This is a genomic window from Shewanella sp. DNRA4 (assembly GCF_012843185.1).
Taxonomy (GTDB): domain Bacteria; phylum Pseudomonadota; class Gammaproteobacteria; order Enterobacterales; family Shewanellaceae; genus Shewanella; species Shewanella xiamenensis.
In genome coordinates this window covers 175,971-192,278 of the sequence record NZ_JABAIP010000012.1, presented here as the reverse complement: position 1 = coordinate 192,278, position 16,308 = coordinate 175,971, and the positions used below count along the sequence as shown (strand labels likewise).

At 45.3% G+C, this 16,308-nt stretch carries 12 protein-coding genes; 5 read left to right on the top strand and 7 right to left on the bottom strand.

Annotation, left to right across the window (positions count from 1 at the left end):
- Positions 1–138: 138 nt before the first annotated feature.
- The 5 genes from asnB to purM all read right to left on the bottom strand — a co-directional run bounded on the left by asnB (position 139) and on the right by purM (position 6,712).
- Positions 139–1,803, bottom strand: a complete 1,665-nt coding sequence (gene asnB, locus HG547_RS14665) for an asparagine synthase B (RefSeq protein WP_144345681.1) — start codon at positions 1,801–1,803, stop codon at positions 139–141.
- 482 nt (positions 1,804–2,285) lie between these two features.
- On the bottom strand, positions 2,286–3,959 hold the full coding sequence (locus HG547_RS14660; RefSeq protein WP_055648384.1) for a M28 family metallopeptidase: 1,674 nt from the start codon (positions 3,957–3,959) through the stop codon (positions 2,286–2,288).
- Positions 3,960–4,144: 185 nt separating this feature from the next.
- Complete coding sequence (locus tag HG547_RS14655) at positions 4,145–4,891, bottom strand: HAD-IIA family hydrolase (RefSeq protein WP_037419391.1); 747 nt, start codon at positions 4,889–4,891, stop codon at positions 4,145–4,147.
- A 139-nt stretch (positions 4,892–5,030) separates the two neighbouring features.
- Positions 5,031–5,675, bottom strand: a complete 645-nt coding sequence (purN, locus tag HG547_RS14650) for a phosphoribosylglycinamide formyltransferase (protein WP_037427506.1) — start codon at positions 5,673–5,675, stop codon at positions 5,031–5,033.
- Positions 5,675–6,712, bottom strand: coding sequence for a phosphoribosylformylglycinamidine cyclo-ligase (purM, locus tag HG547_RS14645; protein WP_133178131.1), 1,038 nt, complete (start codon positions 6,710–6,712; stop codon positions 5,675–5,677). Before purM ends, purN begins: the two co-directional genes overlap by 1 nt.
- Before the next feature lie 326 nt (positions 6,713–7,038).
- Here purM and upp point away from each other — a divergent pair, with 326 nt between their 5' ends.
- On the top strand, positions 7,039–7,665 hold the full coding sequence (gene upp, locus HG547_RS14640) for a uracil phosphoribosyltransferase (RefSeq protein WP_023267861.1): 627 nt from the start codon (positions 7,039–7,041) through the stop codon (positions 7,663–7,665).
- Between the two features lie 187 nt (positions 7,666–7,852).
- The gene (locus HG547_RS14635; protein WP_169548224.1) at positions 7,853–9,259 is read left to right on the top strand and encodes a GGDEF domain-containing protein; all 1,407 of its coding nucleotides are present in this window, start codon (positions 7,853–7,855) and stop codon (positions 9,257–9,259) included.
- A gap of 87 nt (positions 9,260–9,346) precedes the next feature.
- Here HG547_RS14635 and HG547_RS14630 read toward each other — a convergent pair whose 3' ends face one another.
- The gene (locus HG547_RS14630) at positions 9,347–10,666 is read right to left on the bottom strand and encodes a Na+/H+ antiporter family protein (RefSeq protein WP_169548223.1); all 1,320 of its coding nucleotides are present in this window, start codon (positions 10,664–10,666) and stop codon (positions 9,347–9,349) included.
- A 368-nt stretch (positions 10,667–11,034) separates the two neighbouring features.
- Between HG547_RS14630 and HG547_RS14625 the strand changes: the two genes are divergently transcribed.
- The gene (locus HG547_RS14625) at positions 11,035–11,640 is read left to right on the top strand and encodes a peroxiredoxin C (RefSeq protein WP_011623136.1); all 606 of its coding nucleotides are present in this window, start codon (positions 11,035–11,037) and stop codon (positions 11,638–11,640) included.
- A 75-nt stretch (positions 11,641–11,715) separates the two neighbouring features.
- Here the strand turns inward: HG547_RS14625 and rnt are convergent, their stop codons facing one another.
- Positions 11,716–12,384 (bottom strand): ribonuclease T, encoded by a 669-nt coding sequence (gene rnt / locus HG547_RS14620; RefSeq protein WP_037427503.1) that lies wholly within the window; start codon positions 12,382–12,384, stop codon positions 11,716–11,718.
- Between the two features lie 142 nt (positions 12,385–12,526).
- Between rnt and motY the strand changes: the two genes are divergently transcribed.
- Positions 12,527–13,396 (top strand): flagellar protein MotY, encoded by an 870-nt coding sequence (gene motY, locus HG547_RS14615; protein ID WP_037419408.1) that lies wholly within the window; start codon positions 12,527–12,529, stop codon positions 13,394–13,396.
- Positions 13,397–14,085: 689 nt separating this feature from the next.
- Positions 14,086–16,266, top strand: coding sequence for a prolyl oligopeptidase family serine peptidase (locus HG547_RS14610; RefSeq protein ID WP_169548222.1), 2,181 nt, complete (start codon positions 14,086–14,088; stop codon positions 16,264–16,266).
- Positions 16,267–16,308: the final 42 nt, after the last annotated feature.

Sequence of the window (16,308 nt, the reverse complement as noted above, 5' to 3'; positions counted from 1 at the left end):
GCCTCGAATATTTAGCCCTAGACGATCTGATCACAATGCGGGGAATGAGTTCAAAAAAAATCCCTGAGCATTGTTCAGGGATTTGTGTATGAGAGACAGCCCGAGGGTGGCTTTATTATTAGGATGGGATATCAGTGGTTAATAACTGGCAGCATGCACTGAGCGCACGGCGCGGCCTGATGGGTCGATAATACCCCGTAAACTTTCATCCCATGCCAGCGCTTCTGGGGTAGAGCAGGCGACCGACTTGCCACCAGGAACCGTTTCGGCAGCACTTGGCAATGGATAATGCTCTTCAAAGAAACAGCGATAGAAGTAAGCCTCTTTGGTTTCTGGCGTGTTATACGGGAAGCGGAACTTCGCGTTGGCCAGTTGCAAATCGTCGACCTGTTCTGCGGCATGGGCCTTCAAACCATCAATCCAAGAGTAGCCTACGCCATCGCTGAATTGTTCCTTTTGGCGCCAGGCGACTTCTTTAGGTAATTTATGCTCAAAGGCTTGGCGCAGAATGTGTTTCTCAATCCGGCCATCCTTAGACATTTTTGCCTCAGGGTTAATGCGCATTGCCACATCCATAAATTCCTTATCGAGGAAAGGCACACGGGCTTCCAATCCCCACGCCGCCATGGCTTTGTTGGCGCGTAGACAATCGAACAGATGCAGTTTATCCAGTTTACGCACGAGTTCCTCATGGAAGGCCTGCGCGTTTGGCGCCTTATGGAAGTATAAGTAACCGCCAAAGAGTTCATCGGCACCTTCACCCGATAACACCATTTTGATCCCCATCGCCTTGATTTTACGCGCCATCAGATACATGGGTGTGGCAGCACGAATGGTGGTCACATCATAGGTTTCTAAGTGGTAGATGACTTCTTTAATCGCATCTAAACCCTCTTGGAAGGTAAAGTTGATCTCATGGTGAATCGTTCCAATGGCATCGGCAACTTTTTTGGCCGCGATTAAATCCGGAGCGCCTTTTAAACCGACTGCAAAGGAGTGTAGCTGTGGCCACCAAGCGTTTGTTTCACCGTCATCTTCGATACGGCGTTTGGCAAATGTCTGGGTGATAGCCGAGATCACCGATGAGTCTAAACCGCCGGAGAGTAATACTCCGTAAGGTACATCGGACATCAATTGACGTTTTACTGCGGCTTCTAGAGCTTCACGCAATTCTTCTTGGCTGGCGCCGTTATCTTTAACTGCATCATACTGTTGCCAATCGCGGGTGTAGTATTTCACTGCCGCAGCATCGCTTGAGTATAAGTATTGGCCCGGCTGGAATTCTTCCACCGTTTTACACACTGGCATCAGTGCTTTCATTTCGGAGGCTACATAGAAGTTACCTGCCGCATCTCGACCCGTGTAGAGTGGAATGATACCCATATGATCGCGGCCGATTAGGTAGGCGTCTTTGGCTTTATCGTAGAGTACGAAGGCGAAAATACCGTTTAATTTATCAAGGAATTCAGTGCCGTATTCTTGATATAGCGCCAAGATGACTTCGCAGTCAGAGTTGGTTTGATAGCTGTATTTATCGCCGAGCTGGGCTTTGAGTTCTTTGTGGTTATAGATTTCACCGTTGACCGCGAGGATAAGGCTGCCATCTTCGGTTAGCAGTGGCTGCGCGCCATGTTCAATATCGACAATGGCCAAGCGTTCGTGGGCCAAAATCGCTTTATCGCTGGCGTAAATGCCTGACCAATCGGGGCCGCGATGGCGCATCAGTTTGGACATTTCTAGTGCCACTTGGCGTAGCTCTTTCGCATCGGATTGAATATCTAAAATTGAAAAAATCGAACACATAATGCAACTCCTAAACCGCTGTATTTCATTTGAGGATGTCTCAATTGAGTATCAATGTGCCAGCGATTCGGGATTTTGCCAAATATTATTTTTGATGATTTGTTCTATTTTAGGTTGTTTTGATGATTTTAACGTGTGTTAAAAATGATTTTAATTGAGGTATATTTAATTTATTAAGCATTTTTATAAATAAAATGTTTTTGGTGGTTGCTTGTGAAGTGGGATATTGGCAAATATGTAATGTTCACTCAAGAAAAACCGTTTTAGGGAAAATCATGATAAATGTGAGCAAGATAGTGATCCAAGCGTAAATGTTGCTGGTTTTATGAACGGCTTATCGGCATTCATTGCCCGTGTTGCTTCAGTCAAGGTCAACAGTGAGCGTAAAGTGGGGCGGCTCATAAAATACTCATAACATAATAAGGCACCCTTCAAGGTGCCTTATTAGATTTTTTAGCGATTAATCCCTTTGCTCAAGCCGCTTACTTTGCGGTCGTGGCAAGTTCTGTTTTGGCAGGACGCAGGCTGTTAAACTCAGTACCTTGATAATAGCCTGGCCAATCTTGGCTGTTGCCTAAGCTGCGAGTCACTTGATAGTAAATTTCCAGATCTTGAATCGCACCACTCAAATCCCAGTCTTCATGGTATTCATCGCAGACATTGTGATAGCAGCCCTTCATGGTCGCCTGCATTTGGGTCTTATAGTCCGCGGTTGCCGCATCGATTGGCTCACTACCGCCACCGGCAAAGACCGCAGGAACGCCGAGTTTGGCGAAGCTGAAGTGGTCAGAGCGGAAGAAACCGCCCGATGCAGGATTCTTTTCACCCAAAGCAATGCGGTTTTGCTGTTTGGCGGCATCGATTAAGTAGTTTTCAAGCTCGGACTTGCCTTTACCGACGATAGTGAAGTCCTTGGTTTTTCCATAGATATTGGTGCTATCTAGGTTTAGCACTGCCACGGTTTTATCAATGGGGTAGATAGGATTAGCGGCATAATAACGTGAGCCAAGCAACCCTTGCTCTTCGCCCGTTGTGGCGATAAAGGTCACCGAGCGAGCTAAGCCGTGGCCCTGTTTAGCGTTATCGGCGAGTTGTCTGGCGATTTCTAAAATGCCCGCAATGCCCGATGCGTTGTCCATGGCACCGTTGTAAATTTTATCGCCTTCTTTACTGTCATCTTTGCCAATATGGTCCCAGTGGCCAGTAAACAGGATTTGCTCATCTACTTGCTTGGTGCCAGGAAGGGTGGCGACGACGTTATAGCTGTTGGCATATTCCGCTTTGTTTTTAAAGGCGATGCTGGCCGTTTGCTCTAGGGATAAGCTAATTGGGCTATCGGCAGCGCGAGCCATGAGAGTCGGAAGTGATAGGCCAGCCTTTTCAAACAGTTTTGTGGCGGTATCTAAGGTTAACCAACCTTCAACTTGGACGCGGCTATCCTGCTCAGCCTTGCTGTGCACTAAATCCTGTTGTGGCCCCGTCCAACTGTTTTCGACAACAGACCAAGGATAAGATGCAGGCTCAGTATCGTGGATCAGCAGCGCGCCGAGTGCGCCTTGGCGGCTAGCTTCTTCAAATTTATAACTCCAGCGGCCGTAGTAGGTCATCGCTTTGCCATTAAACTTGCCAGAGTCGGGGCGGGCAAAACCGGGATCGTTCACTAAGATGACTGCGATTTTACCTTTCATATCCACATCTTGGTAATCGTTCCAGCCATATTCAGGCGCATTTACACCGTAGCCAACAAATACCAATGGCGCGTTTTCAATGTTAATACCACCGTTATCATGGCGACTACTGAGCACCAGATCTTGACGGTATTTAAAGGGTAATCCTGCTAGCGTGACTTGCTGTGCTTCATCTGCGGTATAGCTCACCATAGGCACTGGTTGTAAAAAGCTACCTTGGTAAGCACCTTTAAGTCCCATCTCTGCAAAGGCCTTGGATAAATAATCCAAGGTGAGTTTTTCACCCTGAGTGGTTGGGGCGCGGCCTTCAAACTCATCGGAAGACAGGTTTTTAATATCGTCTCTAAAACGTGCTTCATTCATTTGCACGGGTTTCAGTGCGGCACTGCTGTTGGCATCGGGCTGGGCCGAGTTGGGGCTACAGGCACTGAGCAAGGCTAGCGCGCAAAACGGATACAAACGTCGCATAGGTTGATCCTACTGTTATTTTTAGGGCGTGTTTAACGCGAATATCGAAGGGGTATGTCGTGCCTTATCATGAAGCAAGCGACAATGGGGTACAAGGGAAGTACAGCGGCAAATATGTTACTTAATGTTAAGGCCAGTGGTGTTTCTCAGCACGCTAAGGTGCTGAGAAGCTGGCAGTTTGATGCTTAAACGACATCGATATCACCGGCACAGGCGAAAACATGATTTGGGCGGAAAGGTTCTTTATCGATATCTTCAAGCTTACTTACGCCGCTGGTAACCAGAATGGTCTCAAGTCCGGCTTGGAAGCCCGCCAAGATATCGGTGCGCATATTGTCGCCGATGATCACGGTATTTTCGGAGTGACCGTCAATATGATTGAGCGCCGAGCGGATAATCCATGAACTTGGTTTACCGACGTAGAAAGGCTTTTTGCCGGTAATACGCTCAATCGGTGAACACAGGGCGCCGCAGGCGGGGCTGTAAGCGGGGCCATGGGTGTCGGGATTGGTGGCGATAAAACGGGCGCCACGGGCGACAAATCCGGCGGCCTTATGGATCATGTCCCAATTGTAGGAGCGGGTTTCGCCAACAATCACAAAATCGGGATTAATGTCGGTAATAGTAAAACCGGCTTTATAGAGTTCATGGGTGAGGGCACCTTCACCAATCACAAAGGCTTTACTGCCCTCTTGATGTTTTAAAAAGTCGGCGGTAGCCATGGCCGAGGTATAAAAACATTCCTCCGGGATGTCTATCCCCGCTGCGCTAAGGCGGTTTTGCAGATCTTTGCCTGTTTGTACCGGATAGTTAGTGAGAATGACAAGGGGATTGCCTTGCTGGAGAATGCGCTGGATAAATTTATCACTGCCGGGGATCAGCTTATTGTCGTGCAGGAGTACACCATCGATATCGCAGATAATATTTTTCATCTAATAATCTCTTTTATGCCGAACAAAATCACTTTTCGTTAGCTTATCTAATGCCACATTAGTCCATAAAACAATGGTTTTGTATGTCATAGCCCAAAAAAAAGAGACCTTTAAGGTCTCTTCTTCAAATATTCAGAGATTAATCGGGTGCGTAACCATTAGGTCCGATGAGCGTGCCATCAAGATAGGCTTGGCCGTCTTGCATTTTTAGGCGTTGATGGCTAAACCATTTCACCACTAGGGGGTAAATAGCATGCTCTTGCTCGTGGACACGCGCAGCGAGCATCTCTGCGGTATCGTCTTCATAAACTGGGACTTTCGCCTGTAAAATCACCGGACCAGCATCTAGCGCTGGGGTAACAAAATGCACACTTGCGCCATGTTCTGTTTCTTTGGCATCAATGGCACGTTGGTGGGTGTGTAATCCGGTAAATTTGGGCAGCAATGAAGGGTGGATATTGATCATGCGACCTAAATAATGATTCACGAATTCATCGGTTAGAATGCGCATAAATCCAGCCAACACGATTAAATCCGGTTGGTATTGTTCAATTGCAGCCATTAACCGTGCATCGTAATCAGAGCGAGATTCACCTGTGCGAGCAATCACGCAGCTGGTATCAATTTCACTATGATGGGCACGAACTAGGCCGTAGGCATCGGGTTTATTACTGATCACTCCGACAACTTCGGCTTGCAAATTATCGTCACAACCGTCGATAACGGCTTGCAGATTACTGCCATTTCCGGAAATTAATACAACTACACGACAGCTTTGGGGCATTACAGGATCTCCACTTGCTCTTCATTGCCTTCGCGAGCAGCGATAGCACCGATAAGCCAAGCTTGTTCGCCTTCCGCTGCAAGCAGCGCAAGTGCGGCATCCACTTTATCGGCTGGCAGCGCAACGATCATGCCGACACCACAGTTAAAGGTGCGGTACATTTCATATTCTGCAATGTTACCGTTTTCCATTAACCAATTGAAAACAGCTGGCCATTGCCATGAATCACCTTGAATAACGGCTTTGCAGTTTTCAGGCAGTACGCGAGGAATGTTCTCCCAGAAACCACCGCCAGTGATGTGTGCCATTGCGTGCACGTCTGATGCTTCGATCAGCTTGAGCAATGATTTAACGTAAATTTTGGTTGGTTCTAACAGATGTTGGATCAATGGCTTGCCATTGAGATCCTGTTGAGGGTCCGCTTGGCTGACTTCTAATACTTTACGAACTAATGAATAGCCATTTGAATGAGGACCACTTGAAGCTAAGGCGATCAGTGCATCACCCGCGGCCACTTTACTCCCGTCAATGATGTCGGCCTTTTCAACCACGCCCACACAGAAACCTGCGAGGTCGTAATCTTCACCTTCATACATGCCTGGCATTTCAGCGGTTTCGCCGCCGATTAACGCACAACCAGATTGGAAACAACCTTCGCCGATGCCGTTAACAACAGAAGTTGCTGTTTCAACATCGAGCTTGCCTGTTGCATAGTAATCGAGGAAAAACAATGGCTCAGCGCCTTGAACGATCAAATCGTTCACACACATGGCCACTAAGTCGATACCGACGGTGTCGTGTTTTTTGTAATCGATAGCTAAACGCAATTTAGTACCAACACCATCGGTGCCTGACACTAAAACAGGTTGCTTGTATTTAGTGGGTAATTCACACAATGCGCCAAAACCACCTAAGTTGCCCATTACCTCTGGACGACGGGTACGTTTAACAGCCGCTTTAATGTTATTTACCAGTGCATTACCAGCATCAATATCAACGCCAGCGTCTTTATAGCTCAGTGGGGTAGGAGTGCTCACGGAGGATCCTCTCGGGTACATCGTTATTGGATTTTTATGCGCGGTATTCTATCAGCTTGTGCTAGGGGTCGAAAGTCATGATTTGGATTTATCAGTATCTCTGAAGTTTTTTTAGCTTCACAGGGGGATATTTCACATTTTCAATCTAGTGATTGGTCATAAAATAGTGTGTTAGTGGGCGTATCTTAAGCGATAAGTAATAATTCTTGCGATATTGCTCACGATTAGTCCGAATGGAAAAACTTTATGTTTTACCCAATAAACAAATCATCTAAAATCTGAAAAATTTGCCTAAGATAATTCGCGAACAATAGTAGGAGAGAAAAATGAAAGTTGTCGAGGTTAAACACCCGTTAGTGCGTCACAAAATCGGCTTAATGCGTGAAGGTGACATTAGCACTAAACGTTTCCGTGAGCTAGCCGCTGAAGTCGGCAGCTTGTTAACCTATGAAGCTACCGCAGATTTCGAAACCGAAACTGTTACGATTGAAGGCTGGAATGGTCCGGTGGATGTGGATCAGATCAAAGGCAAGAAAGTGACTGTTGTGCCTATCCTGCGTGCGGGGTTAGGCATGATGGACGGTGTACTTGAGCATATTCCAAGTGCGCGTATTTCGGTTGTGGGTATCTACCGCGACGAAGAAACCCTAGAACCTGTGCCATATTTTGAAAAGCTGGCCAGCGACATGAACGAGCGTATCGCGCTGATCGTTGACCCCATGCTGGCAACTGGTGGCTCGATGATTGCGACTATCGACCTGCTTAAAAAACGCGGTTGCACGTCAATTAAAGCCTTGGTGTTAGTTGCCGCGCCCGAAGGACTCAAAGCCCTTGAAGCGGCTCACCCGGATGTTGAGCTGTATACTGCCGCAATCGACAGATGCTTAAACGAGAAGGGCTATATCCTGCCTGGTTTAGGTGATGCGGGCGATAAGATTTTTGGGACTAAATAATGTTCTGATGGCTTAAATGCTATCTCGATTTGACAAGGGGGCTTAGGCTCCCTTTTTGTTTTTTATGATTCCATTTTTGCCGACTCGTTCTACAGTTAACGATAAGATTAATTTTTGACAGAATGCGTTTTGCGCGGCGCAGTAGGTTTGCAATAAATCGATTTAACTCAGGTCATCATCGGGGATTATGATGGTTTCAAAACTAAGTTGGTCACTTGTTCGCCAATCTTGTTCATTGGCTACCTTGATATTTGTTGTGTTACTGCTGATCCTTTTACCCCTGCGAATAGAGAAAGAACACCGGGCATTTGTCAAGTTTGTACGGGCGAAACACGTGGTGCCAAGTTATTTAGAGTTGCTTGGTAAGAGCTTATCTTTACACGATATTATTGATTTTGATAGTGCGCTACTTACACCATTTAAGCTTGATTCCTCCCGCTTATTATTGCCTTCAGGTGGTGCTTTATCACCAGAAGAAGAGCTGATCCTGCGCTATTTTGACTATTTATATTCAAATAATAAGAATCCCGTCAGAAGTGCGTTTATATATATCGGTCTATACAAAAGTAATGCGCTATATTTTGCCTCCACGATTCCTGATGAGGTGAAAAGTCGCTTAATACACGAAAATTCTTTCACCAATGAGTTTTGCCAACGGCTGCATTATTGCAGTAAGGATGCCTCTGCTGACTCCTTAGTTGATGATATTGTGCTGTCCGTTCCTTATCGTGATGAAGTAACGGGAAACATTATTCTTTCTATGGCGGCGCCCATTTCATCCTCACATGCGCCTGAGCATCTTTGGGGAGATGTGATTGCTGATACATCATTTATGGCAACGGATTTTATGCAAAGAAAAGTGTTTGAAACTCAGAACTCGGCTTATGGCACTGAGATTGTCATTAGCGGAGATAGTTTTTGGACACGGATCACGCCCAACTTTCTGTTTTATGCTATGAGTAATCACTTAGATAATCAGAGTGTTTTAACATACAAAATCAGTACGTTAAGGTTTTTTATGCAATATTTGCCTCTTTGGTTATTGCTGTCGGGCTTAACAATTATTTTCCAACTTAAATTTATGCGTCTCAAGCAGTTACGTACTGAGCGTCAGCAATTTTCTGAAGCTATGCTGTTGGATCCATTTACGAAGACCTACAATAAAAAAATCTATGAAACACTTATTTTTAAGGCTGCAACTGCGTCTCAATATGCTGTGATTTGTATTGATGGCGATAAAATAAAAACGATTAACGACACCCATGGTCATCAATTAGGTGATTTGGCAATAATGCAAATTGTCGAAGCGATGCGAGCCGTTTTTCGAGAAAACGACATTATTATCCGCACTGGTGGTGATGAGTTTGTAGTGATTTTAGCCAACTGTCCTATTGATAAAGCACAACAACTTGCGGATAGACTTAAAGATAACATTCGGCAGCGACATTTTTTAAATATGCTAACTGTTTCTTGCGGTGTCGCAGATTCAATGGATTGTCCATCCTTTGAGGCGGTATTTCTGGCGGCAGATAAGGCGTTATACGCGGATAAGATACAAAAAAGATCCGATGATGAAAATGATGTTTTGCGGTAACGTTCTAATACTCAATGCTTAAATCCCTATCATAAAAAAGCGTGGCATTACCACGCTTTTGCTTATGTCTATATGTCTTTCCTACGCTTAGAGCACCATGGCGGCAATCCAGCCAAATACTAACAGTGGAATATTGTAATGAATAAAGGTTGGGATCACGCTGTCGCGGATATGGTCGTGCTGACCATCGGCATTTAAACCCGATGTGGGACCCAATGTTGAGTCCGACGCTGGCGAGCCTGCATCGCCCAACGCAGCAGCAGTTCCGACTAACGCTATAGTTGCGGGTACTGAAAAGCCAAAACTTAGCGCCAAGGGCACATAAATGGTCGCAATAATCGGGATGGTCGAGAAGGATGAGCCAATACCCATAGTAATTAATAGTCCAACGACTAACATCAAAAAGGCGGCGAGGGCTTTATTGTCGCCAATCAGACTACTCAATGATGAAACCAGGGTGCCAACTTCACCAGTTTCTTTCACTACTGCGGCAAAACCTGCGGCGGAGATCATGATAAAACCGATATTGGCCATCATGCGCACGCCCTGAGTAAAGATATCTTGGTCAGCAACGTGTTTTAGTGCGCCAGAGAAACTAAAGATCATAAAGCCGACTAAAGCGCCGAAGATCATCGAATCCGTCTCAAGCTGCACAAATAAAGTTGCAAGAATTGCTACCGCTGCGATAGCGATATTGCGCTTATTGAGCGTCTCTTCAGGCTCGGCACTGAGCACTTTAGTTTCATCGTATACCCTCGGCTTGCGATAGCTAACAAATACTGCGATCAATAAACCGACCACCATGCCCGCTGCGGGGATCAACATGGCTGGGGGGATTTGGTCACGCACAGCGACTAAGCCGTTGCTGGTGAGGTTTGACAGTAAAATATCATTTAAGAAAATACCACCAAAGCCCACGGGTAAAATCATGTAGGTGGTCACAAGACCAAAGGTCAATACGCAGGCGACTAGACGGCGGTCGATATGCAGTTTGGTCATCACATGCAGCAGTGGCGGCACGAGTATCGGAATAAAGGCGATATGGATCGGCAGGATATTTTGCGAGGCCATCGACATCACGAGCAGGGATAACAGCAGTAACCAGCGCACCCAATTAGTGTTGGTCGGATTAGGTTCTTGGCCAAGGCTTTTAATGATCGAGTTGGAGATCAGCGTCGTCAAGCCTGAATGGGATAATGCTATGGCAAATGCACCCAATAAGGCATAACTCAGGGCGATTTGTGCGCCGCCACCTAATCCTGTATTGAAGGCATCAATCGTTTGATGCAGATCCATTCCCCCGACTAAACCAGCAACGAGGGCGCTGATGGTGAGCGCTACCACTACATTCACCCTCGCCAAACTAAGGGCTAACATTAAACACACAGCAATGACGACTGCATTCATAGACAAATTCTTAATTCTGTAAACCAAAAGGGTTATTTTCGACTGCTAAGGCCGTGTCTGTCCAGTTTACCGAGCCTTAATCTGAAAAATATCTGAAAATGTGAATCCAGAGGGCTTTTAGTGTTAGATGAATGTGGGCTAAAGCGCTTATCAATGGCACAGATTGTTCTATCCTTAAGCAGTAACGTCAAAATGCCCTTGAAAAATGTGATATTGGTCTTAAATAGGTTGTAAGGCAAAACGCACGACTTATAATGCCTAAAGATTTGATTGGTAAGCGCTCTCAAATACACTCGCACAAATGTGCAAGCGTGTTTAAGGGATGTTTTACTTTTATAGTTAGTTCAACTCATAGATGGAGATATAAAATGAGCGTATTAGTAGGCCGTCCGGCTCCTGATTTTACTGCAGCAGCTGTATTAGGTTCTGGCGAAATCGTAGATAGCTTTAACTTAACTGCAGCCATCAAAGGCAAGCCTGCAGTGGTATTTTTCTATCCACTTGACTTCACTTTCGTTTGTCCATCAGAGTTGATCGCTTTTGATCACCGCATGGAAGAGTTCACTAAGCGTGGTGTTGAAGTGATCGGTGTGTCTATCGATTCTCAATTCACTCACAACGCATGGCGTAACACCCCAGTAGAAAAAGGTGGTATTGGCCAAGTGAAATACACTTTAGTTGCTGACGTTAAACACGACATCTGTAAAGCATACGATGTTGAGCATCCAGAAGCTGGCGTGGCTTTCCGTGGTTCATTCCTGATCGACAAAGAAGGTATGGTACGTCACCAAGTGGTTAACGATCTGCCATTAGGCCGTAACGTTGACGAAATGCTGCGTATGATCGACGCACTGCAATTCCACGAAGAGCACGGTGATGTTTGCCCTGCAGGTTGGGAAAAAGGCGACAAAGGTATGAACGCAAGCACTGAAGGTGTTGCGGCTTATTTAGCTGAAAACGCAAGCTCTCTGTAATTTGTAAACCTTTAGTTAGGTAAAAAGAAAGCTGCCAAATGGCAGCTTTCTTGTTTTAGGCAATTGTTGGTAAAGCTATGCTTCGCTATCCGAATCATCAGGTTCGTTGGTGGCTAAGAGTGGCCAGCCACCTAAAGATTTCCAGCGGTTGACGATATAACAAAAGAGTTCAGCAGTGCGCTCGGTATCGTAGAGTGCAGAATGGGCTTCTTTATTGTCAAAAGGGATGCCTGCCATAATACAGGCTTTTGCTAATACCGTATGGCCAATCGCTAATCCTGCCAACGTCGCGGTATCAAAAGTGGCAAACGGATGGAATGGAGAGCGTTTTAAGTCACAACGTTCAATAGCCTTACTCACAAAGCCATGATCGAAGGCCGCATTGTGCGCCACAATAATACTACGGTGACAATCAGATGCCTTTTGGGCTTTTTTAACGGCTTTAAATATTTCTAAAAAGGCTTCTTTTTCGCTGACCGCACCGCGTAATGGATTGGTGGGATCGATACCATTAAAAGCCAGCGCCTCGGGTTCTAAATTTGAACCCTCAAAGGGCTCAATGTTGAAATGCAGGGTTTTATCAATCCCGAGCACACCTTCATCATCCATTTTCAGTAGCGTGACGGCTATTTCCAGCAACGCATCGGTTTGAGAGTTGAAGCCCGCGGTTTCGACATCTATCACTACCGGAAAGTAGCCACGAAATCGGTGTTTCAATTTGTTTGCGTCGCAAATATCGCTCATTAAAGTACCCAAGAAAAATCACAGGGCGCTATTATGCTTAATGAACTAGGATGTGTCATGTTTGATTGCTAGTTTTATGAGCTAAAGGAACTAAAAAGTTTGCCGATAAAACCTCGTAACCGAATAAACACGAGTAAGGGCTATGTGGCGAAAACTGATATTAGTATCAATTTTATGCGTTCCAGCAACTGCAATGGCAGAGTTGCGCCACTATGTGGCCTCTTTGGGTGAATCCCAATGGCGAGTCAGTCAAAATAGTCCGATCGTGTGCCGTCTTGAGCATGATATTCCTTCCTACGGTAAAGCGATTTTTACCAGTGAAGCGGGTAAGCAATTAAATCTCAATTTCACTTTGGATATGTGGGTAAAACCTGATCAAGTGACCCAAGCCAAGTTGATGAGCCGAGCTCCCAAATGGCGACCAGGTGTGGTGTCAAAAGAAATCACTTCGTTACGTTACCAAAAGTATTTTAATGGTGAAGTGCCTAAACGCGCCGCGTGGTCCATGTTAAACGAGCTAAGCCGTGGTATGGAGCCGACATTTTACTATGCCGATTGGTATGATGAGTCCAATAAAATTGCTGTAGGGCTGTCGGCAGCGAATTTTGGCCGAAAATATGCTGAGTTTAAGGCGTGTTTATCGCACCTATTGCCTTATAGCTTTGAAGATATTGCTTTTACCGTGCTTAATTATGATGAAGGGGGAACGGATTTAACTCGCTTCTCACAGCAACAGCTTACGCGAATACAGGAATATTTGTCCTACGATCCAGATGTAGAATTAGTATTAGTCGATGCTTATACCGATAGTTATGGTGGTCGTTCAGTGAATCAGAAAGTCTCGGACAAACGCGCTGAATCGGTAAAAGATTTCTTTGTCTCAAGTGGTATTCCGCAAGATCGAATTGTGACTGTGGGTCACGGCGAGCGGCGTCACGTGGCTTCAAATGATGATATTGAGGAAAGGGCGCTAAACCGCCGAGTTGTGATCCGCATTAGTAAGCCCCTCTAAATCAAAGCTTAACCTAACAATGCCAAGTCTACTGACTTGGCATTGTTGTTTATTGACGCTGTTTGTATTCACCTCAAAATACTATGGCAATCTGTTGATTTAGATGGCAACACGCAGATAAGCGTCATTTATTGAGAGGCTCCAGTGGTTTTTATGTAACAAAAAATACTGAACGCCGATAAGTGTCGCTTGATGTTTGATTCTGGGTAAAAAAAAGCCCGCTTAATCTAAGCGGGCCGCAAAATAATGCATTTGCAATCAACAAATTGAAGGAAGGAAGTCAAGCATAAGAACCAGGGATGAACTGAAGTACCTAAAAGACATCAGTTTAAAAGTTCTTTGTTTTCAATATCCACTAGAGGATATCTCCTGAAAACAAGCACATTTTAGAGTGTTGTTATTTGGCTAGCAAACGAGAAAAATTGCCTCGATACATTAGCAAAACTAATGATTGATTAAGTGATCTGCCTCACTTAAGTCACTATTTTGCATGATTAATAACTTGTCAGTCATAATTACTGCATAAAAATACACTTCAATAAGCTCATCATTGCTACCAGTTTGTTAAATCTTTCTTGTTCGCGAGAAAACCTCATCTTTTGCTACAGCATTGCCATGAAAAATTTTGCTTGTATAGTACTTGCTGCAAAAGAGCGTTAAGCCGGACATCACCAAAAGGACGATAAAAGATGGCATTAAGATTTCGCCTTGCCCAGCAAGGTTTATTAGTGGCCACATTGGGCATGGCATTGGTCGCCTGCCAGAGTGGCAATACGCCAGAAGAGGCCGCACAGCAGGTCAGCGCAAACAAATTGGTTTACCCTGAAACGAGAAAAGACGCTTTAGTCGACACTCTTCACGGTGTTGCGGTGGCGGATCCTTACCGTCATCTTGAAGAAAACACGCCAGAAACCGAAAGCTGGGTAAAAGAACAACAGGCCTTTGGTCAGGCTTACTTGGCGAAGATCCCCAACAAACAAGCCGTGGTTGACCGTATCACTGAACTGTGGAACTACGAGAAGATTTCAGCCCCCTTCGAGAATGGCGATAACCAGTTTTATTACCGTAACGATGGTTTACAAGCGCAATCGGTCCTTTATGTAAAAGGCAAAGATGGCGTTGAGAAAGCCGTGCTCGATCCAAATAGCTTCTCAGCCGATGGTACCGTGGCGTTGTCTGGTGTATCGGTAAGTAATGACGGTAAGATTTTAGCCTATGGAGTGTCTAAGTCAGGCTCTGACTGGCAGCAGTGGCAGTTTATTGATATTGCCACGGGTAAAAAGCTTAAAGATGAACTCAACTGGATTAAATTCTCCAGCGCGGTATGGGATAAGGAAAACCAAGGGGTTTTCTATGCCCGTTACGATGCGCCAGCGGGTGGGGATTTACTGGCCGATGTGAACTTTAATCAAAAAGTGTATTACCACAAATTAGGCACAGATCAGCGCCAAGATTTATTGATTTACGAACGCCCACAAAACAAAGATTGGGGATTTGGCATCGATGTGTCTGAGCAGGGCGAATATTTACTGCTGTCGATTTCGCAGGGTACGGACAAACGTAATCGCTTTTTCTATAAATCACTGTTTGAACCTAAAGCACAGGTGGTGGAATTAATCCTTAACCTCGAAGCAGAGTATGAGTTTTTAGGTAATGACGGTTCGGTATTTTATTTTAAAACCGATTTAGATGCGCCTAACGGTAAAGTGATTGCCATTGATACCCGTAATAGCGAGAAATCGCAGTGGCAAACCATTATTCCTGAATCAAAAGATCCCATTAATAAAGTCGCCATTATCAATGACCATTTAGTCGTCAGCTATTTACACGATGTATTGGGACAATTATCGATTTTCAGTATGGGCGGCCAAAAGCGTCAAGATGTCACTTTACCAGGTAAAGGTAATGTCGCCGGGCCTTTCGGTAAGGCGAGCAAAGACTATTTCTACTATGTCTTTAACAGCTATATTCAACCCGAAACCACCTATAAGTTCGATTTTAAAACAGCGCAGTCGACCGTTGTTGCGAAACCTCAGGTGTCATTTAATCCCGATAATTATGTGTCTGAGCAAGTGTTTTATACCAGCAAAGACGGTACTCGCGTCCCGATGATGCTGTCCTATAAGAAAGGTCTTGTGAAGAATGGCCAAAATCCAACGTTACTCTATGCCTACGGTGGTTTCGCGATTTCGATGACGCCGCGTTTTAGCCCTGCCAACATCGCATGGTTAGATATGGGCGGCATTTACGCCGTACCAAGTTTACGCGGCGGCGCGGATTATGGTGAAAGCTGGCATCAGGCAGGTATGTTCGATAAAAAGCAAAATGTGTTTGATGACTATTTTGCCGCTGCCGAATACCTGATCAACGAAAAATACACCAACACTACAAAGTTAGGCGCTTATGGCCGCAGTAATGGCGGTTTATTGATGGGCGCCGCGGTGACGCAACGTTCTGAGCTGTTTGCTGCCGTACTACCAGCAGTGGGTGTGCTGGATATGCTGCGCTTCCATAAGTTTACCATTGGTTGGGCTTGGACCAGTGAATATGGCAGTGCAGATAATGCAGAGCAGTTCCCGGCATTATTAGCTTATTCGCCTTACCATAATGTTAAAGCGCAGGCTTATCCTGCAACTATGGTGATGACGGCTGATCACGATGATCGTGTGGTGCCGCTACACAGCTTTAAATTTGCCGCCATGATGCAAGAAAAACAGCAGGGCGATAAACCCGTGATAATGCGCATTGAGTCTAATGCCGGACATGGTGCGGGTAAACCAACCGCGATGAAGATCGACGAGTTTGCCGATATTTATAGCTTCCTGTGGCAAAGCTTTGGTTTGGCACTACCGCAAACCCTTGCAAAATAGCTAACTATGTTAATTAAATGGGGTCGTTTGACCCCATTATTA

What these genes read in the sequence shown, in the direction of transcription:
- asnB (WP_144345681.1), bottom strand. Translation starts at nt 1,803, where the DNA reads ATGTGTTCGATTTTTTCAATTTTAGATATTCAATCCGATGCGAAAGAG.
- upp (WP_023267861.1), top strand. Translation starts at nt 7,039, where the DNA reads ATGAAAGTTGTCGAGGTTAAACACCCGTTAGTGCGTCACAAAATCGGC.
- HG547_RS14635 (WP_169548224.1), top strand. Translation starts at nt 7,853, where the DNA reads ATGATGGTTTCAAAACTAAGTTGGTCACTTGTTCGCCAATCTTGTTCA.
- HG547_RS14610 (WP_169548222.1), top strand. Translation starts at nt 14,086, where the DNA reads ATGGCATTAAGATTTCGCCTTGCCCAGCAAGGTTTATTAGTGGCCACA.
- HG547_RS14655 (WP_037419391.1), bottom strand. Translation starts at nt 4,891, where the DNA reads ATGAAAAATATTATCTGCGATATCGATGGTGTACTCCTGCACGACAAT.
- HG547_RS14660 (WP_055648384.1), bottom strand. Translation starts at nt 3,959, where the DNA reads ATGCGACGTTTGTATCCGTTTTGCGCGCTAGCCTTGCTCAGTGCCTGT.
- purN (WP_037427506.1), bottom strand. Translation starts at nt 5,675, where the DNA reads ATGCCCCAAAGCTGTCGTGTAGTTGTATTAATTTCCGGAAATGGCAGT.
- HG547_RS14625 (WP_011623136.1), top strand. Translation starts at nt 11,035, where the DNA reads ATGAGCGTATTAGTAGGCCGTCCGGCTCCTGATTTTACTGCAGCAGCT.
- motY (WP_037419408.1), top strand. Translation starts at nt 12,527, where the DNA reads ATGTGGCGAAAACTGATATTAGTATCAATTTTATGCGTTCCAGCAACT.
- rnt (WP_037427503.1), bottom strand. Translation starts at nt 12,384, where the DNA reads ATGAGCGATATTTGCGACGCAAACAAATTGAAACACCGATTTCGTGGC.
- HG547_RS14630 (WP_169548223.1), bottom strand. Translation starts at nt 10,666, where the DNA reads ATGAATGCAGTCGTCATTGCTGTGTGTTTAATGTTAGCCCTTAGTTTG.